Here is a 20,999-nt window from a genome sequence, read left to right on the forward strand (position 1 = left end):
TGCGGTTTCCGTAAGTCAACACAGGGGGGATCCACCAGTGGGGTGGCCTCGATACGTTCGACCCGTATGTCCTCCACCAAGAAACAAATGCAAGAGGCCAGGATCCGTGTGGATCCTGGCCTCTTTCTTTGTTTGCTCCAGTTGCCGCTCAGGCCTCGGACAGCTCATCGTCCGGGAGACGTACAAGGGTGAGCCGGTAGCCAACGTTGCGGACGGTGCTGATCAGGTTCTCGTGGTCCACGCCAAGCTTGGCCCGAAGCCTCCTGATGTGAACGTCCACCGTCCGGGTGCCTCCGTAGTAGTCATAGCCCCAGACTTCCGTCAGCAGTTGCTGGCGGGTGAACACCCTGCCCGGGTGCTGGGCGAGATACTTCAGGAGTTCGAACTCTTTGAACGTCAGGTTCAGTGGCTGGCCACTGACGCGCGCGGTATAACTCGCTTCGTCAATCACGACGCCGGCTGCCCGGATTTCGGTCTGGGTCTCCTCTTCGCCCGGCACGGCACGCGCCATGGCCAGCCTGATGCGGGCCTCGACTTCTGCAGGGCCAGCGGAGTCCAGCACGATGTCATCGACTGCCCACGCGGACGAGACAGCAGCCATGCCGCCTTCCGTGAGGATCAGCATGAGGGGTGCGCTGAGGCCGGTCGCCTTCAGCAACTGCGTCAGTGAGCGGGCACCCACCAGATCCTTCCGGGCATCCAGGAAGACGATATCGGTGGGGTCGGTTTCCAGTAGTGCTGTGGGTTCTGCCGGGAGGATGTGCACGCGGTGGTTCAGCAACTCCAAGGCAGGCAAGATGTCCACCGAAGAGCCGGTGCTGTTCGTTAGGAGCAGGATGTGCGACATAGTTCCTCCAATGGGCTGTACGCGCATCATCGGGCGTCGAAACCGGAGTCTCACCGGTCGGTCACAACGCATTGGCAGCCTCTCCCGTTGTAACGGGATCGCGGCCAACACAGTGCGCTGTTGAAGTCTGAGTATACCCATCAGTGCCCTGCGACACATGGATTCGTGACGGGCAAGCGCTGGAATTACGACATATTGGGTCAGCTTAAGGCAGGATTGTCGAGAGGTCGTAAGGCGCATCGGATTGAGGTCGGCACACAGTGAAGTCTTGGAGCATCGGGGTATTCGGACTCGTGGCGCTCGCAGCCATCGTGGCCAGCACCTTCGTTTCCCGGGAAGCCATGGTGGGCGCAGGCATCGCGGCGTCCGCGGCTGTCGGGATCGGCTGGCCGCATTTCCTGGCAGTCCCGGCCAAGAAAACGCTGGCCGCCGTTATAGGTCTTGCTGGCGCGGGCGCGGCCGTCACTGCCGCCTTCATGCCGGCACCGGGTTTCCTGGACGGCACACCGGCATTCGTGGCCCTGGGCGTGATGGCGGTGTTCGTCGTCCAACTGATCAGGGGTACGGGGCAGGCCCAACGCCTGGAATCCACCCTCGGCTGCTCTGCTGGTGTGCTGCTGAACTGCCTGGGCGCGGGGTGGATCGCCAGTGCGCGCTTCAACGGCGTCAAGGAGATGGTGCTCGTGGCCGGCCTCAGTGCCGCGGCGGCCCTAATGGTGGGAATTATTCGCTGGCCGGACCGCATCGTGGCTCCGCTAGGTGTGGTGATGGCTGGACTGATGGGACCGCTGGCTGGTCTTGTTTTCTCGGATATCGCCGTGCTTCCCGCCGCTTTGGTGGGCGTTGTGGTGGGATCCGTCCTAGTGTGCTTCCGGCGGATGACCACCCTCCGGCGGGGACGCCTCAACATCCCGGCGGCGGTAGGAATGGGCGTAGCTCCCGTTTGGGCTGTGGGGGCCATGGCTTACTTCATAGACAAACTACTCATCTACTAACGGTTAGGATTGCATCATGTCTGTACTCGCATTTGAAATCTTCTTCCTCGTTCTCCTTGGCTTGGCCAGCGTCGCCATGGCATGGTTTGCGGGTTTTGTCGTATACCGCCTTTTCAAGGGCCAGAAGTAGACCTTCTGATCCTGCAGCCCAACAGAGGTAATCGTTGTGCCTATTGAGATCCCAACAGATCTGACGCCCGAACTCGTCCCCCTTTCCTGGCTCATTGGTGAGTGGGAAGGCCGCGGCCGGCTCGGCAGCGGAGACGAGGATTCCGAGCATTTCGTCCAGCACGTTTCCTTCACCCACAACGGGCTCCCGTACTTGCAGTACCGGGCCGAGACCTGGCTCAGTGACGACGCCGGCGAGAAGTTGCGCCCGTTGACCGTTGAGACGGGGTTCTGGGCCTTGGAGCGCAAGCTTGAAGAGGGCGACGGCGGCCCCGGCCTGATCCCGGCCGACATCGTCCCCGTCCTCAAAACAGCTGACGAAGTCGAGGAACGTCGCAACAAGGAGGGCGGCTTCGACATCTCAGTGTCGATCGCCCACCCCGGCGGCATCACCGAGCTCTACTACGGCCAGATCAAAGGACCCCAGATCCAGCTGAGCACCGACATGGTGATGCGTGGGAGCCACTCCAAGGAGTACACCGCGGCCACGCGCATCTTCGGCCTGGTGGATGGCAACCTCCTGTGGCGCTGGGACGTCGCTGCCAGCGGCAAGGCCCTCGAAGCGCACGCCTCGGCATTCCTCCACAAGGTGTCCTGACCCGAGGTCTCACTGTACGTTCCACAGCAACCAGCAGAAGGAGCAGATAGTGAACAACCTCAAACCGGCGGGCTACAGCGGGCTCAAAGCTGTCTTTTTCAATGGCACGCTGAAACCGTCTCCTCAGGTAAGCAACACCGACGGCCTGATCAACATCAGCCGGGACATCATGGAAAAGCAGGGCGTCACTACGCGGCTCATCCGGACCGTGGACCATGATATTGCCAGTGGTGTGTATCCGGACATGCGCGAGCATGGCTGGAAGACCGATGAATGGCCGGAGATCTACCCTGATGTCCGCGACGCTGACATCGTGGTGGTTGCCGGTCCCATCTGGTTGGGCGACAACTCGTCCCAAACCAAGAAACTCATTGAGCGGCTGTACGCCCATTCGGGCGAACTGACCAGCAAGGGCCAATGGGCGTTCTATCCCAAGGTGGGTGGCTGCCTCATTACCGGCAATGAAGACGGCATCAAGCACTGTTCCATGAATGTGCTGTACAGCCTCCAGCACATCGGCTTCACCATTCCGCCCCAGGCCGACGCCGGGTGGATCGGCCCAGTCGGCCCCGGACCCAGCTACCTGGACGAAGGATCGGGTGGTCCGGAGAGTGATTTTACTAACAGGAATGCCACCTTCATGACGTGGAACCTGCTCCACATGGCCAAGCTCCTGCGGGACGCCGGGGGAATCCCCGCCTACGGCAACTTGCCGGAGGAATGGAAAGCGGGCACCCGATTCGATTTCGAAAACCCGGAATACCGCTGACCCGCAAGGACTTCTACTACATATGACTTACAAGAGCCCCCTGTTGTCGCGCCCTGGCGCCGTCGAAGATACCGGCCTCGATGCCGGCGTCGCGGCCCACTACGGTGAACCACTGCGTGAGCAGCGCGCCCTGGCAACCGGTACCGCCGTCGTCGATCTTTCGCACCGTGGCGTGGTGACCGTGAGCGGCCCGGACCGGCTCAGCTGGCTGAACACACTCTCCTCCCAGCAGCTCACCAATCTCCAGCCCGGCGTCGCCAGCGAACTGCTGCTGCTCAGCGTCCAAGGCCGCATCGAGTTCGATGCCCGCGTTATTGACGACGGCGGCACCACGTGGCTCATCGTTGAGACCGCCGAGGCCGCGCCGCTTGCTGAGTGGCTGAACAGGATGAAGTTCATGCTCCGTGTCGAGATCGAGGACGTCTCGGAGCAGTGGGCCGTGTTGGGCGCCACCAAGCCGGTGGAGCAACTGTCCGGCCGCTTGGTGTGGGAGGATCCATGGCCGCACGTTAGCCCTGGGGGCTACGCGTACAGCATCGTCCCGGAAGAATCGCATCCCGGGCTTGAACGTCCTTGGTTCGAGTACCTTGTACCGGCCAGCGAGTTGGATGAAGTCGTGGAAGGCCTTCCCCTGGCAGGTGCCATGGCGGCGGATGCCTTGAGGATTGCAGCATGGCGGCCCCGCCTTGGCGCTGAGACTGATGAAAAGACGATTCCCCACGAGCTGGATCTCCTGAGGACCTCGGTGCACCTGAACAAGGGCTGTTACAAGGGCCAGGAGACCATAGCGCGTGTCCACAACCTCGGCCACCCGCCGCGGCGCCTCGTGTTCCTCCAGCTTGATGGATCGCAGCACACCCTGCCGGCAGCCGGCAGTGTCGTATTTGCCGGGGAGCGCAAGGTGGGTACTCTGACATCGGTGGCGCAGCACTTTGAAATGGGACCCGTTGCTTTGGCCGTGATCAAGCGGTCCGTTTCAGCGGAGGAAACCCTCACGGTGATGGACGGTGAGGAGCCTTACATCGCAGCCCAGGAAGTGATCGTCGCCCCCGACGCCGGCCAGGTTGTCGGGCGCCAGACCGGATTCTTGAAGGGACCCCACCGATGAGCGAAGCTACAGGCCCCGACGACGAAACGTTGGCCTTGGCCCATGCCTTGTTCGATGCTGCCCGCGAAGGTGACACAGAACTGCTGCGTGGCTACTTGAACGCCGGCGCTCCTGCCACGTTGACGAATGCCGCTGGTGACTCCCTGCTGATGCTGGCGGCCTACCACGGGCATGCGGAAGCCGTGCAGCTCATCCTCCATCACGGTGCTGACGTCAACGCCGCGAATGATCGCGGACAGACGCCACTCGCCGGAGCTGTCTTCAAGGGATACACAGATGTGGCGCGGGTCCTGCTGGATGCGGGAGCAGATCCCGACGCCGGAACTCCCACCGCGCGCGAGGCCGCCTCGATGTTCGCCCGATCGGAGATTCAAGCCCTCCTGGGCTAAAGCAGGTATCACGAGGGGAGCCCGGTCGCTTTGCGTCCGGGCTTTCCTGCGTCCGGGCTATCTTGCGTGCCGGATACTCCACGTGGAATAGTTGTTGTGGAATATCTGAAGGGGAAGAGGGTTATCGTGCCGAAAATCGCGGAACTGACGCCACTCGGTGTCGCTTCACTGGCGCTCCTGGCAGAGCAGCCCATGCATCCGTACGAGATGTACCAATTGTTGACGGCACGCCATGAGGACCGCCTCGTCAAAGTCCGCCCCGGCACGCTTTATCACGCAGTGGGCCGGCTGGCGGAAAGCGGGCTTGTGGAGGCCGCAGGAACGGAACGCGAAGGCAACCGTCCCGAACGGACCACGTACAGGATTACCGTCGCCGGACATGAGGCCCTCGATGCGCGGATCCAAGACATGCTCTCTACGCCCGTCAACGAATACCCCGTGTTTCCCCACGCAATCGCCGAAGCCCATAACCTACCCGCGTCTGTGGTGATGGAACTGCTGGCGGAGCGGCTGGTAGCCCTCAGCGCCGATCTCGACTTCCTCGTTCATGCCGAGGCAACCGTGACGGCCAAGGGGCTGGATCGCAAGTACTGGATCGACATCACGTATCAACAAGCAATGCGCCGAACGGAGATCGCGTGGATCCGCGAACTCCTCGAGGAGTTGCGCAGTGGGCGCCTGCCCTGGGATGAACCCCGGCCAACTCCAACCGAACTTTCATACAAGCCAAAGGAATCCCTTGGAAAACGTAGCTAAGCCGTGGCCCGCCCTGTGGTCACTGGTGGTGGGCTTCTTCATGATCCTCATCGACACCACTATCGTGTCGGTAGCCAACCCTCGGATCATGGAGGGCCTGAACACGGATATCAATGCCGTCATCTGGGTTACCAGCGCCTACTTGCTGGCCTATGCCGTGCCCTTGCTGATCACTGGCAGGCTGGGTGACCGCTTCGGGCCCAAGAACCTGTACTTGATCGGCTTAGTCGTCTTTACGCTCGCTTCGCTGTGGTGCGGACTCTCCGGCGACGTCACCATGTTGATCGCGGCCCGGGCAGTCCAAGGCTTTGGTGCGGCCATGATGACTCCGCAGACCATGGCCGTGATCACGCGCATCTTCCCGCCGGATCGCCGCGGCGCCGCCATGGGGCTGTGGGGAGCCACAGCAGGGATGGCCGTGTTGATCGGCCCGATCCTCGGCGGCTTGCTGGTGGACAGCCTCGGCTGGGAGTGGATCTTCTTCGTCAATGTCCCTATCGGGATCGTGGCCTTCATCCTGGTGATGCGTTTCGTGCCGAAACTGACCACGCACAGCCATACGTTCGACGTCGTGGGCGTGGTGCTTTCCGCCGTCGGCATGTTCCTGCTGGTCTTCGGCATCCAGGAGGGCCAGACGTACAAGTGGGGAACGGTCTCTGGCTTCGTTTCCGTCTGGGGATTGATCATCACGGGACTTGTTGTCCTGGTGCTGTTCGTCGCCTGGCAGTGGCTCCTTGAACGCCGCGGCGGGGAACCGCTGCTGCCGCTTGGCCTGTTCAAGGACCGTAATTTCTCCCTGGGCAACACCACCATCATGGCCGTTGGCTTCACTGTGACCGCATTCCCGCTGCCCACCATCTTCTACTACCAGACCGTGCGAGGCCTGACGCCGACGCAGTCTGCGCTGCTGATGATTCCCATGGCCGTTATTTCAGGTGCGCTGGCCCCGTTCGTGGGCAAGCTACTAGACCGGGCAAACCCGCGATGGTTCGCGTCCTTCGGCCTGGTCTGCCTTGCCGGTGCATTGTTCTGGACGGCATCCCTGCTGGGGCCGGAGACGCCCATCTGGATGTTCCTGCTGCCCAGCGCATTGCAAGGTGTTGCCAACGCCTTCATCTGGGGGCCGGTGTCCAACGCGACCACCCGCAACCTGGAACCACGCCAGGCAGGGGCCGGTTCCGGCGTCTTCAACACCACGCGCCAAATCGGTGCTGTCCTCGGTTCGGCGGCCATCGCCGCCCTCATCCAGTCGCGGCTCGCAGCGGAGTTGCCCGCAGCTCCCGCCGGGGCTCCTGTGGGCGAAGCCTCCATGGGCGGAGTGTTGCCGGAAGCCCTCCACGCGGGATTCTCGACGGCGATGAGCCAGTCCATCTTGTTGCCTGCCTGCGCGATTCTGCTGGGTGCCGTGGTGGCGTTGTTCTTTGGCAAGCCGAAGTCGGTCAGCGGTTGGGGTGGGACAGCCGCTGGAGAGCCGGCCGTGCCGGAAACTGTCCGGAAGTAGCATTTGTTCGGTGTCGGGACCAGCCCACTTTTGGGCTGGTCCTGCCCGTTTAATGAATGTTCCCGCCCCCTACTTGCCCAAAGCAGGGCCGGTTCGGCGCTTTGTTAGCCGAGGAGTACGCTGGCGTGGAGCCCGCCCGTGGCAAAGCCAAGGCTGCGGGCCATCCCGAGCGCTCCGGTGTTGCTGACATCGGCCTTCCATTGAAGGGTCAGCCCGGATGCCAGGGCCTCGTGCGCAGCGATGGATGCGGCCAGGGTGCCCACGCCGCGCCGTCGCCAGGGAGGAGCAACCAGGACGCCCATGTTGGCCAGGATGCCTTCCCACTCGGAATAGGCCCCGCAGGCCACAGGCGTCGGCTGGTCCTCCTCGGGGTGCATGATCGTGAAGCGATGCTCGAGCCCTTGCAGGCCAACCTCATTGACGTCATCCGGCGGGCACAAGCCCTCCAGGCTGATTGCTTCGGGGTTGCCCTGCGAAACCGTGAGGTCGTCGGACGGCTGCTTGAGCGGTAGGTCGTCCGCAAAGAACAAGGCGGAGGATCCAAGCCCGTGCCCGCCGTGTGATCGGGTGATGGTCAGCAGCGTCACGTGCTGGGCGAGCTCAGTATCGGGGATGGATGCCGCCGTATCAAGTGCCCACTGCGGCCCCACAAGCGCCGAGACGCCAAAGAGGCGCAGGAATACCAAAGCCCGCGCAGATTCATCCACAAGGGTAATGCGGTTGCCGAGCTCGCCTGGGTCTACCGAAGAAGCGGTGAGCCGGGCAGCCGTGCTGGCGAAGGCGTCGTCGTCGAGCCCCAAACGGCGAGCCCACGCCAGCTGGATGATGGCAGCAGACGTGGGCTCTAGAGTCATGGATTCAGCCTAGCCGACTAGCCGAACAGCACAGACGCTTCATCGTAGCGGTGTTGCGGCACGGTCTTGAGCTTGCCGAGTGCTTCCGCGAAGCCCACGTGGGAGATGTCCGTCCCCTTAAGGGCCACCATGGTGCCCCAGCGACCTTCCACCACGGAGTCGATGGCTGCCATGCCCAGGCGGGTGGCCAGGACGCGGTCGTAGGCGGTGGGGACACCACCACGCTGGATGTGGCCGAGGATGGTGGCCCGGGTTTCTATGCCCGTTCGCGCTTCGATTTCGGGGGCGAGCTGATCAGCGATGCCGCCAAGGCGGGGTCGGCCGAACGTATCCAGGCCGCGCTCGGAGTGCGGGGACTCCATGTGGTCCGGGACGAAGCCCTCGGCAACCACTACCAGCGGCGCACGGCCACGGTCGTGGGCTTCCTGGACCCATTCAGTGATCTGTTCGATGCTTGCCTTCTGCTCCGGAATCAGGATGGCGTGGGCCCCGGCTGCCATGCCGGCGTGCAAGGCGATCCAACCGACGTGGCGGCCCATGACTTCGGCGATCATGCAGCGGTGATGGGATTCGCCGGTGGTACGCAGCCGGTCGATGGCCTCAGTGGCGATCTGGACAGCGGTATCGAAACCGAAGGTGTAATCAGTGGCATCAAGGTCGTTGTCCACGGTCTTGGGGACGCCAACAATCTTCAGGCCCGCGTCGGTCAGGCGCTTGGCAGCTGCCAGAGTTCCCTCGCCCCCGATTGCGATGATGGCGTCAATACCAAGGCGTTCCATGTGTGCCTTGATGACGTCCGGGCCACCCCCGTTTTCAAACGGGTTGGTGCGTGAGGTGCCCAGAATGGTGCCACCCTGCTTGGCGATACCGCGGACCATGGTGCGGGGGATGTCGATGACATCACCTTCAACTACACCGCGCCAGCCGTCGCGGAAGCCCACAAACTCCTGGCCGTGGATGGCAATACCCTTGAGGACTGATCCCCGGATCACTGCGTTGAGGCCGGGGCAGTCGCCACCGCTGGTAAGAATGCCAATTTTCATGTTTGCTCACTCATGGCTTGGAGGAATACGTGCAGAGCGCCACGCTGAGCTCCCAATGATTGTAGACGCGCATGTGGGGTGGGACACAAATGGTTACTTTCGAACCTGGCCGTGCGGTATTGGAAACCTGGCTGAAAACAACGAAGCGCCCCGCCGGTTGGCGGGGCGCTTCGTTGTTTTCAGCCTGGCCGGCAGCTACCGGGAACGTTGGCTGATGAAGGATTCGAGTGCGATCTTGTTGTTCTGGTCCGGCAGGATGAGCCAACCGAGGATGTAGACCACGAATGCGGGGCCAGGCAGCAGGCAGAAGAGGAGGAAAGCGACCCGGACGTACGCTACGTCTACCTTGAGCTTTGCTGCGATTCCTCCGCAGACTCCACCGAGCCAGCGTTGCGGACCACGCTTCAGGCCGAAGCCCCTGACGATGCTGAAGAACTTGTCCATGGCTACACCCTTCCCTGTTGCGGTTGCTTTGTCACGTTTCTGCTTCCAGTTACTTGGCCGGGCTCTTTGGTGTACCGGAACCCTTACGGGCCGACAGGAGTCCACCGACCACCAGCGCTGCGCCCGCACCGATCATCAGGCCGATCAGCACATACGTACCGTTCAGCGAGACCCAGCCGAGTGTGGAGATGACGATGAGGGCCGCGAGGGCTATCACGATCAATCCCCACACCACCGTGCCTATCCGTGCCTGGTGAGGGTCGTCGTCCGTGTGCTCCGCCTTGAAGCTGGGTTCCAGCGGTGGCGTGAGCGGGATCTGCTGGAGGCTTGGCTTCGGAAGAGCCTCAGTGGGGCGGGTTTCCCTGGGCAAGGCCTCCGTCGGGCGGGTCTCGGCATTACGTGGTTCCTCGGGCAGTGGCTCGGTTGCCCGGGCTTCGCGTGCCTTGCCTGGCTCGTTGGTGCTCATATCAGTTTCCTTCCTGGATGGTCACGTTGCTGAACGTGCCGTCAATTTCCACCACGAGGTTAGCTCCGGGCTTTTCGGTGTTGTAGAGCGTCCTCTCGTCCTGCAGCCGGCCGCCGCGATCCGTGCCACGCTCGTTGAGGTTGCCGAACGTCATATCCGCCCTGACTTCCACGGGGACGTCATCGGGAATGACCACGGTGACGTTGCTGGCTGTGGCATCAACCGGAATCAGGACCTCGGAAACCAGCGGGGGTGTCATGGTGATTTCGCTCAGGTCCACCACACCTTGTGCCCCGGTTACATCGATGCCTTGCCGTGCCTGCTCCAGGCTGGTGGGCGCCCAGTTCACGTCATGGAAGGTGAAGCGGTCGCCGTCCCTGGGGACCACATTGAAGATTCCACCAATGATGAGGGCGGCCACGGCGAGGAAGCCAAGGAAGCCTGACGTCCGCCCACGAAGTCCCGCGATGAGGATGCCCAAGCCGAGTACGGCGGCACCTGTAGCCCACACCACGGCGTTGCCCGAGTTGCCCAGCTCAATGACGTTTCCGGCGTCGAGCGCTTTCAACGTGCCGCCGGCAAGAAGTGCCGCACCGGCCGAGACTGACACGATCGCAGCGCCCGGGCCCCTGCGCTTCGGGGCGTCGGGCTTGGGCTGCCAGCCTTGCGGGGGAGGGGAACCGTAAGGAGGGCGCGGGCCCGAAGGCATGGACGGTCCCGAGGGGCCGAACGGCCCTGACGGAGGAACCGGCCCGGAGCCGTGGCCATGTCCGGAACCGTAGCTACCGGCGGCACCGTAGCCACCTGCCGGGCCGTAGGCACCGCCTGTAGAAGGAGGGCCGTAGGTTTTGCTGCCGGGCTGGCCACTGCCGTAGACAGGCACACCCGTGTTGGTGCCGGTGGTCGTGGTGGACGCGAATGACGTGGGCGTACCGTAGGCAGCTGTGGTGCCGGATGCTGCAGAATAGGGCGTCGTGGAGTAGTTCTGATGGCCCACAGGTGGAGTTCCCTTCGAAGCTTTGTTGCGTTGAACCAGGAAGTAGATGAGGTAGAAGACGCCGCCCATCCAGAAGAGCGTCCAGAACAGTCCGGGCAGTCCATCCCAGCCCCAGCCCCAGAAGCCGCGGCCCAGGCTGGGCAGGCCGATAATGGTGGTGATCAACGCACCGGTCATGCCACCTGACCATCGGCCCGCGGCTGCTTCCTGCACGTGGATGCGGCCGTCAGGCTCCGGGAGGAGCGCCCAGGCTACGCCGTACAGCAGGACGCCGACGCCCGCGAAGAGTGCCAGGACAATGAAGATGCCCCTCACAATCAGGGGGTCGATGCCGAACCGGTGGGCCACTCCGCTTGAGACGCCGCCGATCCAACGGTCCGGTCCCCGGCGGATGCCTTGGTCACGGATCCAGTCGAAGAAGTTCTGCTGGGAGGTTGCAGGAGCGCTGCCGGCTTGCGGATAACCGCCGCTGGCGGCACCGGTTGCCGGGGGCACGCCGGTTTCACCAGGCGCCGCGGAAGGTGCCCCGGACGTGGCACCAGGGGCGCCGGTGGAAGCGCCAGTGTTGGCGCTGGAGCCGGATTCGCCGGCGGTGCCTGGCGTTCCGGGTTCCTCTGGGTTCATGCTGTTCGCGTTCATACTTCGATCCTGCCGTCCGGGCCACCCTGCCCTCTACTGGGGGATACCCTGATTGATCCCTGAGGGACCCCCGAACAACGCCGGTTTCCGGTCCGGGGCACCCTGATCCGTGTTTGGATTGGTACATGACAACCGTTGTGCAACGCCCCACGCTGGTCCGCAGCAGCGACCGCATGATCGCGGGCGTTTGCAGCGGTTTGGCCGACCATTTGGGCTGGCCGGTCAAGTTCGTCCGGCTGGGCATGATTCTGGCCTGCTTCGCCGGTGGAGCAGGCGTGGCCTTCTACGCATGGCTGTGGACCATGGTTCCCACCGCGGACGAGAACGCCAAGCGCAACGCCCGCCGCCCGGCGTCGCCCATTGCTCCTGCGGTGAGCCTCCCGCCCATCTCCGTGCCCCCCGGGCCTTCCGCGGCGCCAAAAGCGTACGACGCCGGGCCCTCGCCCGCGGTCGCCGGAGGACCACCGGCTTTTGCTTCAGCCCCGGGCAGCGGTGCTGTTCCTGGCAACGGTTCTATCCCGGGCAACGGTTCTATCCTGGGCAACACAGGCGCCGCGCCCGCCGCCGAACCTGCCGCCTTTGGCAGCGCCACGTCATCCTGGGACTGGGCAGGATCCAGGGGCGAAGCAGCCAACGGCAGTGGAAGTACTTTGGCGTCATGGTTCTCGTTCCGCAAGATCCAGTACGGCAAGGAAATCCTGCTTGGCGCAGCCCTGCTGTTGGTTGCTGCGATCCTGATCGCCCGCCAGTTCGGCGTCGACGTCCCTTTGGGTACACTCATTCCGGCCGCCGCCATCCTCGGTGGCGCAGCGATTGCCTGGATGCAGCTCGATGAGACCCGCAGGGCCGGCCTGGTGGACAAGACGAAGGCCGACCAGGCAGGTGGATGGACGCGCTTGACAGCGGGTTTGGCGCTGGTGGTGGCCGGCGTCCTGGTGATGGTGTCCGGTTCGGGGTCGTGGGAGCAGACGTGGCTGGCGCTCCTTGCCTCTGTCGCTGTCCTGGGCGGTGTCGCCTTGGTATTGCTGCCGTGGGGGCTGAAGTTCTGGAAGGACCTCGAAGCGGAACGCGCCGGCAGGGTCCGTGAAACTGAACGCGCAGAGATCGCTGCCCACTTGCACGACTCCGTGCTTCAGACCCTGGCACTCATCCAACGCAGGGCGGGCTCCGAGCCGGACGTCATCCGGCTTGCAAGGGCCCAGGAACGCGAACTCCGCTCCTGGCTGTTCAGTGATCCCGCCAAGGAATCGGGTCTTCTGGCAGACAGGATCAAGGCCGTGGCCGCAGAAGTGGAGGACTCCCATGGGCATGCCGTGGAGGTAGTCACTGTAGGAGACACCGACATGACGGACCGGCACGAGGCCTTGGTTCAGGCAGCCAGGGAAGCCATGCTCAACGCGGCCCGCCATGGTGGCGGAACAGTGTCCGTGTACTTGGAGAGCACTGCCGGTAGTACGGAGATCTTCATCAAGGACCGCGGCCCGGGCTTCGACCCTGATGCTGTCCCGGATGACAGGCTGGGCGTTAAGGAGTCGATCATCGGCCGGATGAAGCGGCACGGCGGCACGGCGGTCATCAACAGCAGCAGCGATGGCACGGAAGTCCGATTGGCCCTTCCATCAATAAGTCCGGACGCCAGCGAGCAGCGGAATGGCGAACATCGGAATGGAGAAGCAAAGCAATGAACAACAGCCCTGAAAGTGGTGCCGGACGCAGGGTGCGCGTGGTCATCGTGGACGACCACACCATCTTCCGTTCCGGTTTGAAGGCGGACCTCGACGAACGCATGGATGTGGTGGGCGAGGCCGGCACCGTGGAACAGGCCATTGCCGTCATAGCCGGGACCCGCCCTGAAGTCGTGCTCTTGGACGTGCACCTCCCAGGCGGACTGGGCGGTGGCGGACGTGAAGTCATTGCCGGCTCTGGCGCTTTGCTCGGCACCACCAGCTTCCTGGCCCTGAGCGTGTCCGACGCCGCCGAGGACGTGGTGTCGGTCATCCGGGCCGGAGCACGTGGATACGTCACCAAAACCATCTCCGGCAGGGAGATTTCCGACGCCGTCATCCGCGTGGCCGATGGCGACGCCGTCTTCTCTCCCCGTTTGGCAGGCTTTGTGCTGGACGCTTTCGGTACCGCTCCGGCTGACATCGCCGACGACGAACTGGACAAGCTCTCTGCCCGGGAACTCGAAGTCATGCGGCTCATTGCCCGGGGATACAGCTACAAAGAGGTGGCCAAGGAACTGTTCATCTCCATCAAGACGGTGGAAACGCACGTGTCGGCAGTCCTGAGGAAACTCCAGCTGTCCAGCCGCCACGAACTCACCAAGTGGGCAGCCGAGCGTCGCCTCCTCTGAACGCACTCCCACCTCCCGCTGGATTTTCCCGATCGCTCCCTCACTTCCCGCGCCTTAAACGGAAACGCTCTTCCACCTGGCAAGGGTGGAAGAGCGCTTGCGTTGACTGAGTGCTACTTGGCCTTGCCCAGGAACTCCTGGATGCGGCGGACACCCTCTGCGAGGTCGTCATCGCCGAGTGCGTAGGACAAGCGCACGTAGCCGGAAGGACCGAAGGCTTCGCCCGGAACGACGGCAACCTCAACCTCGTCGAGGATGAGGGTGGCGAGTTCGGCAGAGGTGGACGGGCGGACGGGACCATTGGAGGTCTCAAATTCCTTACCCAACAGGCCGCGGACGTCCGCATAAACGTAAAACGCACCCGTCGGCGTCGGGCATTCAACACCTTCGATCGCGTTCAGGCCGGCGACAATCGCCTTGCGGCGTCGGTCGAAGGCAACCTTCATTTCGTCGACGGCGGTCAGCGGACCTGTGAGGGCAGCGGCGGCTGCGACCTGCATGATGTTGGAAACGTTGGACGTTGCGTGAGACTGCAGGTTGGTGGCGGCCTTGATGACGTCGGCAGGGCCGATCATCCAACCCACGCGCCAACCGGTCATCGCGTAGGTCTTGGCAACACCGTTGAGGATGACAACCTTGTCGCCCAGTTCCGGTGCAGCAGTGGCGATGGACGTGAACTCGACGCCGTCGTAGGTCAGGTGCTCGTAAATCTCGTCAGTGACAACCCAGAGGCCCTTGGACGCGGCCCATTTGCCGATCTCCCCAACCTGCTCCGGACTGTAAACAGCGCCGGTGGGGTTGGACGGGGAAACGAACAACAGGATCTTGGTCCTGTCCGTTACAGCGGCCTCGAGCTGCTCGACAGTTACCAGGTAGCCCTGTTCCGGGCCGGCGAAGACCTCAACGGGCACGCCACCGGCGAGCCGGATGGCTTCCGGGTACGTGGTCCAGAAGGGGGTGGGGATGATGACTTCGTCGCCCGGATCCACCAGAGTTGCGAACGTGTTGTAGACGGCCTGCTTACCCCCGTTGGTCACCAGGACCTGGGAAGGGTCAACCTGGTAGCCGGAGTCGCGCAGGGTCTTCTCCGCAATGGCTTTCTTCAGCTCGGGGAGGCCACCTGCGGGGGAGTAGCGGTGATACTTCGGCTGACCGGCTGCCTCAATGGCGGCCTGGACGATGTAGTCCGGGGTGGGGAAATCAGGTTCGCCGGCACCGAAACCGATCACGGGACGTCCCGCGGCCTTCAGTGCCTTGGCCTTGGCGTCAACGGCAAGGGTGGCGGACTCAGCAATGGCGGAGATTCGCTGTGAAATGCGGGCGGTAGTTGTTCCGGCAGACATCTATGTACCGTTCTTCGCAGGCAGCTCGTGGGCTGGATGATGGGATTCGACGTAAACTACCTTATGCTGTTCTGCGGAGCTCCCGGGTGCCTGCAGAAATTTGTGACTGATAATGATGGTCACAGGCTTTTGGGGCTGGGTGGTCCGGAATCGGGTCGGTTCGACTATCGCGAAATTCTTGCGTAGACTGGTTCACCGGTGTTGAAAAGCACCACAGGCTGAAGTGCGGCCTGAAACATGGATTCGATCCATAGGGTAGTGGCGCAATTGGTAGCGCAGCGGTCTCCAAAACCGCAGGTTGCAGGTTCGAGTCCTGTCTGCCCTGCGCAAGCTGTTCCGGCGGAAACGCCGGGGCACGCGCAGCAACCATGGCTCTGATCAGAGTCGGGTCAACGACTTTGCAAGGTGAGTGAGGACCAGGTGACCGAAACAGCTGCCAGCAGCTCGAAGGGCCGTCCCGCCAAGAAAGCCGATCGCGGCTTCTTCGCCCGTATTGCACTCTTCGTCCGCCAGGTCATTGGTGAACTGAAGAAGGTCGTTGCGCCCACCCGCAAGGAACTGATCAATTACACGCTCGTGGTGCTGGTGTTCGTAGCCATCATGATGCTTATCGTCAGCCTGCTGGACATCGCCTTCGGGACGGGAGCCAGCTGGGTCTTCGGTGGGACAGGCGCTACGGACCGCTAAGCGGATCTGTCCGCAAACTGTGTGAGATTCCTTGTTTGCTCAGGGATTTTGCAGGGTTTGCGGAATTGAGCCATTTAAATAGGCATGTTAGGCAATGAGGAAGCAGGAGACCAAGTGTCTGAGCAGGAGCTCGAGGTAAACGAGACTGAGCTGGAAGAAACTGAGGGCGCCGCAGCTGAGGCTGCGGAAGAGTCCGAGGTTGATTCTGCTGCGCCCGAATCTGCCGACGTCGACGATTCCGAAGAGGATTTCGAAGCTGACGTAGACGCCGAGTCTGATGAGGCGTCCGATGATGACGACGCATCCGACGAAGCAGACGCTTCAGAAGAGTCCGACGGCGACGACCTGGCAGCCGCTGCTGCTGCAGCGCCGGCCGATCCGGCTGAAGAGTTCAAGGCCAAGCTGCGCCGCCAGGAAGGTGACTGGTACGTCATCCACTCCTACGCCGGTTACGAGAACCGCGTGAAGGCCAACCTTGAGACCCGCATCCAGACCCTGGACATGGAAGATTACATCTTCGAGATCCAGGTGCCCATGGAAGAGGTCGTCGAGATCAAGAACGCGCAGCGCAAGGTCATCAACCGCGTGCGCATCCCCGGCTACGTCCTGGTCCGCATGGACCTGACCGACGCTTCCTGGGGCGCCGTTCGCCACACTCCGGGTGTCACCGGCTTTGTGGGCAACGCCCACAACCCCGTCCCGCTGCGGCTCGATGAGGTCTTCTCCATGCTTGCCCCGGTCTTCGAAGAAGAGCAGGCAGAGCAGGGCAAGCCCGTCAACAAGCAGAACCAGGCTCCCGTGGCCGTCGACTTCGAGGTCGGCGAGTCGGTCATCGTCAAGGAAGGTCCGTTCGAGACCCTCCCGGCTACGATCTCCGAGATCAAGCCCGAGTCCCAGACCCTGGTGGTTCTGGTCTCGATCTTCGAGCGCGAAACCCCGGTGACGCTCGCATTCAACCAGGTCACCAAGATCTAGCTGATTCCAAAATTTCGCTCCAGTCCTGCCTGCTTAGCAGTTCGGGAGCGGCCGGTCGCCTCGCCATGGCGGCCACCAACCTGGGACGCGCTCCTGCGCCCCAGGAAGCTATTGAGAGAAGGACCCTACATTGGCTCCCAAGAAGAAGGTCACCGGCCTCATCAAGCTGCAGATCCAGGCAGGTGCCGCTAACCCGGCTCCGCCGATCGGTCCTGCGCTTGGCCAGCACGGTGTCAACATCATGGAATTCTGCAAGGCGTACAACGCTGCAACGGAATCCCAGCGCGGAAACGTTATCCCGGTTGAAATCACGGTTTACGAAGACCGTTCCTTCACCTTCATCACCAAGACCCCGCCGGCTGCAGAGCTCATTAAGAAGGCTGCAGGCGTCGCCAAGGGTTCGGCTACCCCGCACACCGTCAAGGTTGCCAAGCTGACCCAGGCACAGGTTGAGGAAATTGCTTCCACCAAGATGGAAGACCTCAACGCCAACGACATCAAGGCAGCTGCCCTGATCATCGCAGGCACCGCCCGCTCCATGGGCATCACCGTAGAAGGCTAGTAACCTTCGAAGGCCCTGGTGGCCTTCACCCGCCGGGTAACCGGCATCTGAAACATTGAAATGTCGCAGGGTCCTTGCCGGATCCGCGACTTGTGGCAGGGCCCAGCGCGGTCCGCAGACCACAACTGCACAAGGAGAAATAGCAGCATGGCAAAGCGCAGCAAAGCATATGAGGCAGCCGTAGCCAAGATCGAGGCAGACAAGGTCTACGCCCCGATCGAGGCCATCACCCTCGCGAAGGACACCAATCCTTCCAAGTTCGACGCAACCGTTGAGGTAGCTTTCCGTCTGGGCGTTGACCCGCGTAAGGCTGACCAGATGGTTCGTGGCACCGTCAACCTGCCCCACGGCACCGGTAAGACCGCCCGCGTCCTCGTTTTCGCAACCGGCGACAAGGCTGAAGCAGCTATCGCTGCAGGCGCTGACTTCGTTGGTTCCGATGACCTGATCGAAAAGATCGCAGCCGGCTGGACCGACTTCGACGCCGCAGTGGCAACCCCTGACCTCATGGGCAAGGTTGGCCGCCTCGGTAAGGTCCTCGGCCCGCGTAACCTGATGCCGAACCCGAAGACCGGTACGGTTACCCCGGACGTCACCAAGGCTGTCAACGACATCAAGGGTGGCAAGATCGACTTCCGCGTCGACAAGCACTCCAACCTGCACTTCATCATCGGCAAGGTGTCCTTCGACATCAACAAGCTGGCTGAGAACTACGCAGCTGCTCTGGAAGAGGTGCTTCGCTTGAAGCCGTCCGCTTCCAAGGGCCGTTACATCCAGAAGGCTACCGTTGCCACCACGTTCGGTCCGGGCATCACCGTTGACCCGAACGTCACCAAGGTCCTCGTCGACGCGTAAGCTTCACGAGCACTTGCTCTGATAAAGGACCGTCCGGCTTTGCCGGGCGGTCCTTTTTCTTTGCCTCTTCCCTGTTCACCGCCAGAGGAGGGCCGTAGGCTGTGGTGCGTGTCGTCGTCGAACTCTTCCGCCATCGCCGGGTTGTCCGTGCAGCGGATCCCGGTCCCGAAAAGCCCTGACGCAGGCGGGTCGCCCGATTTTCGCGCCTTCCATGAGCTGGACGTCGCCCACCACATGGATCTCTGGGGGAACCTGGACCGTTGCTCCACTCTGGCTGAGGCTGTCCTCTTCTGGCAGGGCAATGAATACGAAGAACGACATGTCTTCCTGGCGCGACTTGATGGAACCGTGGTGGGTAGCGGCACGCTGACCTTGCCACTAAGTGAAAACACGACGACGGCGGGCGTGGACGTCCTGGTGGACGCTGCCTATCGTCGGCGCGGCATTGGGACGAGGGTCCTCGGGGTGCTGGAGCAACTTGCCCGTGAGCGGGACCGCGTGTCCTTTGACGCGTTTTGCGCGGAGCCAATCCGGCTCCTCATCCCGGGCGTTGAATTACTGGAGGCAAAGTCCGGCACGGGTGGCGTCCCAATGGATTCCGCCTCCACCTGCTTCGCCCTCCACCACGGGTATTCCCTGGAGCAGGTCGAAACCAACAGCACGCTATCCCTCCCGGTCGAAGAAGCGCTCCTGCAGGACCTTGAAGGGCAGGCAACAAAGCGGGCAGCCGGCTACAGCCTCATCGGGTGGCAGGACCGCTGCCCTGATGAGCTTGTGGATGTGTTCGCGAAGCTCAAAAGCCTCATGAGCACCGAGGTGCCCATCGCAGGCCTTGGCTGGGAGGGCGAGGAATGGGACGCCAACCGCGTCCGAGTCGAGGAATCCACGTGGCTGGCAGGTGGCATCGCTTCCACTGTGGCTGTTGCCCGCCACGACGCCACGGGAGAGTTGGCGGCTTACACCACCCTCACCCACCGCGAGGCCACGCCGGGAATGGTCTACCAGGAGGACACCTTGGTGGCTCCAGGGCACCGCGGACACCGCCTTGGCTTGCTGGTCAAGATTGCCAATCTTCGCCGCAGCGAACAGCTATGGCCCGCCGCCACGTCCGTGATGACATGGAACGCCAATGAAAACCGGCATATGCTGACCATAAATATCGCCCTAGGATTCAAGCCCTCCGGCTTTGACGGCGAATGGCAGAAACGGCTGGAATGACTGTAGACGAGGCGAAGACCGTGCAAGTCGAGCAGCTGTGGGTGCCTGACACCCTGGACAGCCCCGACGCCGCTGATTTCCTGGACGCCGTTGAAGTTGGGCGCCGGGTACGCATGGAGACATGGGGGAGTGACGACCTCGCCTACACGCCCTTGGAAAAGCTGCTGGAATTTTCCGATCCCTATGAGCGCCAGATCATTCTGGTGGCAAAAGTAGAGGGCGTCATTGTGGGCACCGTAGATATCGCCTTGCCGTTGGCGGACAACCTGGACCTGGCCGAGTTCACCCTGGACATCCTTCCCGAGTTCCAGGGCCAAGGTGTTGGCCGTCAGTTGCTGGAGGCAGCGGAGCAGCTCGCCCGGGCGGAGGGACGCACCATGGCGTTGGTGGATACCAACCACCCGGCAACGTCGCTCACTGAGATACCCGAGGACCAGTTGATCCCGGGCAGCGGGGCTGGGTTTGTTCCTGAGAGCAGCAGGGAGGTGGACTTCGCCAAGCGGGCCGGGTACACCCTTCAACACATCGAACAGTTCAGCTCCTGTGTGCTTCCCCTGGATTCCAAGCTTGCGGGGGACCTGCAGCTTGAAGCCGAAGAAGCCAACGGCGGCCGGTACACCCTGCACCACTGGACCGACCGTTGCCCCGAGCCCTGGCTGGAAGCCGTGGCCGCACTGGAGAACGCCGCTGGCGAGGTAGTCCGTGACGCTGGCGACGAAGACGCGCCTGAAGTTGAAGCGAGCGGCATGGTTTTCGACGCAACGGTACTGCGCGAAACCGAGGACGCCGCCTTGGCGCAGGGGCGGCGCACGGTGGTGACCGCCGTCGAGCATGTTGAGAGCGGGCGGCTGGTGGGCCTGACAACCATCAGCGTCCTCGCGCACCGCCAGGATGTGGTGTTCCAGGACGATACCTTGGTCCTGCAGGAGCACCGGGGCAACAAACTCGGCTTGTTGATCAAGGTCGCCAACATGGAACGGCTGAGTGAGCAGTTCCCGGACGCCCGGGTTATCTATACCTGGAACGCCCCTGAGAACAGGTACCTCTTGACCGTCAACAAACAGCTGGGATTCACCACGGCGGGCGTCACCGGACTGTGGCAAAAGGAACTTCCGGGCAGGCTCACAGGGGCTACATCGTCAGACTAGGCAGGCCGATTTGGTTTGCCGAACACTCTCCCGTAACCTTGAAGTACCAAAGACCGTCGGTTGATGGGAATCCACTCTTTCGAGCACAGCTCAATTCTGTAGCCGTGCCCTTGAGGTAAAAGTGAATTCCTTGACGAAGGACCCTGAACATAGGGCGGCCGGCGCAGGTGAACGAAGCAAGTCTCCACGGATCAAACTGTGTTGAGCCAAGCCCCGTGCATCTGCGCGGGGCGTTTTTAGTTTTAGCTCTCGTGAGCGGGGACCCGGAAGACCGGCTTTAT

General features: G+C 62.6%; 22 protein-coding genes and 1 tRNA gene. 16 read left to right on the forward strand and 7 right to left on the reverse strand.

Annotation, left to right across the window (positions count from 1 at the left end; all coding sequences use genetic code 11):
* Window positions 1-148: 148 nt before the first annotated feature.
* Window positions 149-847, reverse strand: coding sequence for a winged helix-turn-helix transcriptional regulator (locus tag AC0J5Z_RS08645; protein ID WP_018776718.1), 699 nt, complete (start codon window positions 845-847; stop codon window positions 149-151).
* A 260-nt stretch (window positions 848-1,107) separates the two neighbouring features.
* Here AC0J5Z_RS08645 and AC0J5Z_RS08650 point away from each other — a divergent pair, with 260 nt between their 5' ends.
* The 7 genes from AC0J5Z_RS08650 to AC0J5Z_RS08680 all read left to right on the forward strand — a co-directional run bounded on the left by AC0J5Z_RS08650 (window position 1,108) and on the right by AC0J5Z_RS08680 (window position 7,131).
* On the forward strand, window positions 1,108-1,842 hold the full coding sequence (locus AC0J5Z_RS08650; protein ID WP_475038720.1) for a permease: 735 nt from the start codon (window positions 1,108-1,110) through the stop codon (window positions 1,840-1,842).
* 166 nt (window positions 1,843-2,008) lie between these two features.
* Complete coding sequence (locus tag AC0J5Z_RS08655; RefSeq protein ID WP_017200247.1) at window positions 2,009-2,608, forward strand: nitrobindin family protein; 600 nt, start codon at window positions 2,009-2,011, stop codon at window positions 2,606-2,608.
* A 49-nt stretch (window positions 2,609-2,657) separates the two neighbouring features.
* Window positions 2,658-3,377, forward strand: coding sequence for a flavodoxin family protein (locus tag AC0J5Z_RS08660; protein ID WP_475038721.1), 720 nt, complete (start codon window positions 2,658-2,660; stop codon window positions 3,375-3,377).
* A gap of 22 nt (window positions 3,378-3,399) precedes the next feature.
* Entirely contained in the window at window positions 3,400-4,485 is a 1,086-nt protein-coding gene (gene ygfZ / locus AC0J5Z_RS08665) for a CAF17-like 4Fe-4S cluster assembly/insertion protein YgfZ (RefSeq protein WP_475038722.1), read from the forward strand.
* Window positions 4,482-4,874 carry an ankyrin repeat domain-containing protein gene (locus AC0J5Z_RS08670; protein WP_475038723.1) on the forward strand — a complete coding sequence of 131 codons (393 nt, stop codon included), beginning with the start codon at window positions 4,482-4,484 and terminating at the stop codon, window positions 4,872-4,874. Before ygfZ ends, AC0J5Z_RS08670 begins: the two co-directional genes overlap by 4 nt.
* A 126-nt stretch (window positions 4,875-5,000) precedes the next feature.
* Entirely contained in the window at window positions 5,001-5,630 is a 630-nt protein-coding gene (locus AC0J5Z_RS08675; RefSeq protein ID WP_475038724.1) for a PadR family transcriptional regulator, read from the forward strand.
* The gene (locus tag AC0J5Z_RS08680; RefSeq protein ID WP_475038725.1) at window positions 5,614-7,131 is read left to right on the forward strand and encodes a DHA2 family efflux MFS transporter permease subunit; all 1,518 of its coding nucleotides are present in this window, start codon (window positions 5,614-5,616) and stop codon (window positions 7,129-7,131) included. The genes AC0J5Z_RS08675 and AC0J5Z_RS08680 overlap by 17 nt, the downstream gene beginning before the upstream one ends.
* Window positions 7,132-7,235: 104 nt before the next feature.
* On the opposite strand, the gene AC0J5Z_RS08685 is transcribed toward AC0J5Z_RS08680, so the two are convergent.
* The 5 genes from AC0J5Z_RS08685 to AC0J5Z_RS08705 all read right to left on the reverse strand — a co-directional run bounded on the left by AC0J5Z_RS08685 (window position 7,236) and on the right by AC0J5Z_RS08705 (window position 11,574).
* Window positions 7,236-7,985 (reverse strand): GNAT family N-acetyltransferase, encoded by a 750-nt coding sequence (locus AC0J5Z_RS08685; protein ID WP_475038726.1) that lies wholly within the window; start codon window positions 7,983-7,985, stop codon window positions 7,236-7,238.
* A gap of 17 nt (window positions 7,986-8,002) precedes the next feature.
* A complete protein-coding gene (locus AC0J5Z_RS08690) occupies window positions 8,003-9,028 on the reverse strand; it encodes an ATP-dependent 6-phosphofructokinase (protein WP_475038727.1) in 1,026 nt (341 codons plus the stop codon).
* 195 nt (window positions 9,029-9,223) lie between these two features.
* On the reverse strand, window positions 9,224-9,472 hold the full coding sequence (locus AC0J5Z_RS08695; protein WP_475038728.1) for a PspC domain-containing protein: 249 nt from the start codon (window positions 9,470-9,472) through the stop codon (window positions 9,224-9,226).
* Window positions 9,473-9,521: 49 nt separating this feature from the next.
* The gene (locus tag AC0J5Z_RS08700) at window positions 9,522-9,770 is read right to left on the reverse strand and encodes a hypothetical protein (protein ID WP_475039630.1); all 249 of its coding nucleotides are present in this window, start codon (window positions 9,768-9,770) and stop codon (window positions 9,522-9,524) included.
* Window positions 9,771-9,939: 169 nt separating this feature from the next.
* Complete coding sequence (locus tag AC0J5Z_RS08705) at window positions 9,940-11,574, reverse strand: PspC domain-containing protein (protein WP_475038729.1); 1,635 nt, start codon at window positions 11,572-11,574, stop codon at window positions 9,940-9,942.
* A 125-nt stretch (window positions 11,575-11,699) separates the two neighbouring features.
* Between AC0J5Z_RS08705 and AC0J5Z_RS08710 the strand changes: the two genes are divergently transcribed.
* Together AC0J5Z_RS08710 and AC0J5Z_RS08715 are read left to right on the forward strand one after the other, a co-directional pair.
* Window positions 11,700-13,259 carry an ATP-binding protein gene (locus AC0J5Z_RS08710; protein ID WP_475038730.1) on the forward strand — a complete coding sequence of 520 codons (1,560 nt, stop codon included), beginning with the start codon at window positions 11,700-11,702 and terminating at the stop codon, window positions 13,257-13,259.
* Window positions 13,256-13,930, forward strand: a complete 675-nt coding sequence (locus AC0J5Z_RS08715; RefSeq protein ID WP_475038731.1) for a LuxR C-terminal-related transcriptional regulator — start codon at window positions 13,256-13,258, stop codon at window positions 13,928-13,930. The genes AC0J5Z_RS08710 and AC0J5Z_RS08715 overlap by 4 nt, the downstream gene beginning before the upstream one ends.
* A 113-nt stretch (window positions 13,931-14,043) precedes the next feature.
* On the opposite strand, the gene AC0J5Z_RS08720 is transcribed toward AC0J5Z_RS08715, so the two are convergent.
* Window positions 14,044-15,273, reverse strand: coding sequence for a pyridoxal phosphate-dependent aminotransferase (locus tag AC0J5Z_RS08720; RefSeq protein WP_475038732.1), 1,230 nt, complete (start codon window positions 15,271-15,273; stop codon window positions 14,044-14,046).
* A 252-nt stretch (window positions 15,274-15,525) separates the two neighbouring features.
* Between AC0J5Z_RS08720 and AC0J5Z_RS08725 the strand changes: the two genes are divergently transcribed.
* The 7 genes from AC0J5Z_RS08725 (at window position 15,526) to AC0J5Z_RS08755 (ending at window position 20,718) form a co-directional block, all read left to right on the forward strand.
* A tRNA-Trp gene (locus tag AC0J5Z_RS08725) sits at window positions 15,526-15,598 on the forward strand.
* Window positions 15,599-15,678: 80 nt separating this feature from the next.
* Window positions 15,679-15,960 (forward strand): preprotein translocase subunit SecE, encoded by a 282-nt coding sequence (gene secE / locus AC0J5Z_RS08730; protein ID WP_475038733.1) that lies wholly within the window; start codon window positions 15,679-15,681, stop codon window positions 15,958-15,960.
* 114 nt (window positions 15,961-16,074) lie between these two features.
* The gene (gene nusG / locus AC0J5Z_RS08735) at window positions 16,075-16,935 is read left to right on the forward strand and encodes a transcription termination/antitermination protein NusG (protein WP_475038734.1); all 861 of its coding nucleotides are present in this window, start codon (window positions 16,075-16,077) and stop codon (window positions 16,933-16,935) included.
* A gap of 130 nt (window positions 16,936-17,065) precedes the next feature.
* A complete protein-coding gene (rplK, locus tag AC0J5Z_RS08740; RefSeq protein WP_011775609.1) occupies window positions 17,066-17,497 on the forward strand; it encodes a 50S ribosomal protein L11 in 432 nt (143 codons plus the stop codon).
* 147 nt (window positions 17,498-17,644) lie between these two features.
* A complete protein-coding gene (gene rplA / locus AC0J5Z_RS08745) occupies window positions 17,645-18,352 on the forward strand; it encodes a 50S ribosomal protein L1 (protein WP_024817602.1) in 708 nt (235 codons plus the stop codon).
* Window positions 18,353-18,460: 108 nt separating this feature from the next.
* Window positions 18,461-19,570 carry a GNAT family N-acetyltransferase gene (locus AC0J5Z_RS08750; protein ID WP_475038735.1) on the forward strand — a complete coding sequence of 370 codons (1,110 nt, stop codon included), beginning with the start codon at window positions 18,461-18,463 and terminating at the stop codon, window positions 19,568-19,570.
* Window positions 19,549-20,718: a GNAT family N-acetyltransferase gene (locus AC0J5Z_RS08755; RefSeq protein WP_475038736.1), complete on the forward strand. Its 1,170-nt coding sequence runs from the start codon at window positions 19,549-19,551 to the stop codon at window positions 20,716-20,718. The genes AC0J5Z_RS08750 and AC0J5Z_RS08755 overlap by 22 nt, the downstream gene beginning before the upstream one ends.
* Window positions 20,719-20,999: the final 281 nt, after the last annotated feature.

This window comes from Paenarthrobacter sp. TRD_SC_7 (assembly GCF_056156245.1).

What these genes read in the sequence shown, in the direction of transcription:
- AC0J5Z_RS08645 (WP_018776718.1), bottom strand. Translation starts at nt 847, where the DNA reads ATGTCGCACATCCTGCTCCTAACGAACAGCACCGGCTCTTCGGTGGAC.
- ygfZ (WP_475038722.1), top strand. Translation starts at nt 3,400, where the DNA reads ATGACTTACAAGAGCCCCCTGTTGTCGCGCCCTGGCGCCGTCGAAGAT.
- AC0J5Z_RS08670 (WP_475038723.1), top strand. Translation starts at nt 4,482, where the DNA reads ATGAGCGAAGCTACAGGCCCCGACGACGAAACGTTGGCCTTGGCCCAT.
- AC0J5Z_RS08685 (WP_475038726.1), bottom strand. Translation starts at nt 7,985, where the DNA reads ATGACTCTAGAGCCCACGTCTGCTGCCATCATCCAGCTGGCGTGGGCT.
- AC0J5Z_RS08690 (WP_475038727.1), bottom strand. Translation starts at nt 9,028, where the DNA reads ATGAAAATTGGCATTCTTACCAGCGGTGGCGACTGCCCCGGCCTCAAC.
- AC0J5Z_RS08695 (WP_475038728.1), bottom strand. Translation starts at nt 9,472, where the DNA reads ATGGACAAGTTCTTCAGCATCGTCAGGGGCTTCGGCCTGAAGCGTGGT.
- AC0J5Z_RS08705 (WP_475038729.1), bottom strand. Translation starts at nt 11,574, where the DNA reads ATGAACGCGAACAGCATGAACCCAGAGGAACCCGGAACGCCAGGCACC.
- AC0J5Z_RS08710 (WP_475038730.1), top strand. Translation starts at nt 11,700, where the DNA reads ATGACAACCGTTGTGCAACGCCCCACGCTGGTCCGCAGCAGCGACCGC.
- AC0J5Z_RS08715 (WP_475038731.1), top strand. Translation starts at nt 13,256, where the DNA reads ATGAACAACAGCCCTGAAAGTGGTGCCGGACGCAGGGTGCGCGTGGTC.
- AC0J5Z_RS08720 (WP_475038732.1), bottom strand. Translation starts at nt 15,273, where the DNA reads ATGTCTGCCGGAACAACTACCGCCCGCATTTCACAGCGAATCTCCGCC.
- rplA (WP_024817602.1), top strand. Translation starts at nt 17,645, where the DNA reads ATGGCAAAGCGCAGCAAAGCATATGAGGCAGCCGTAGCCAAGATCGAG.
- AC0J5Z_RS08755 (WP_475038736.1), top strand. Translation starts at nt 19,549, where the DNA reads ATGGCAGAAACGGCTGGAATGACTGTAGACGAGGCGAAGACCGTGCAA.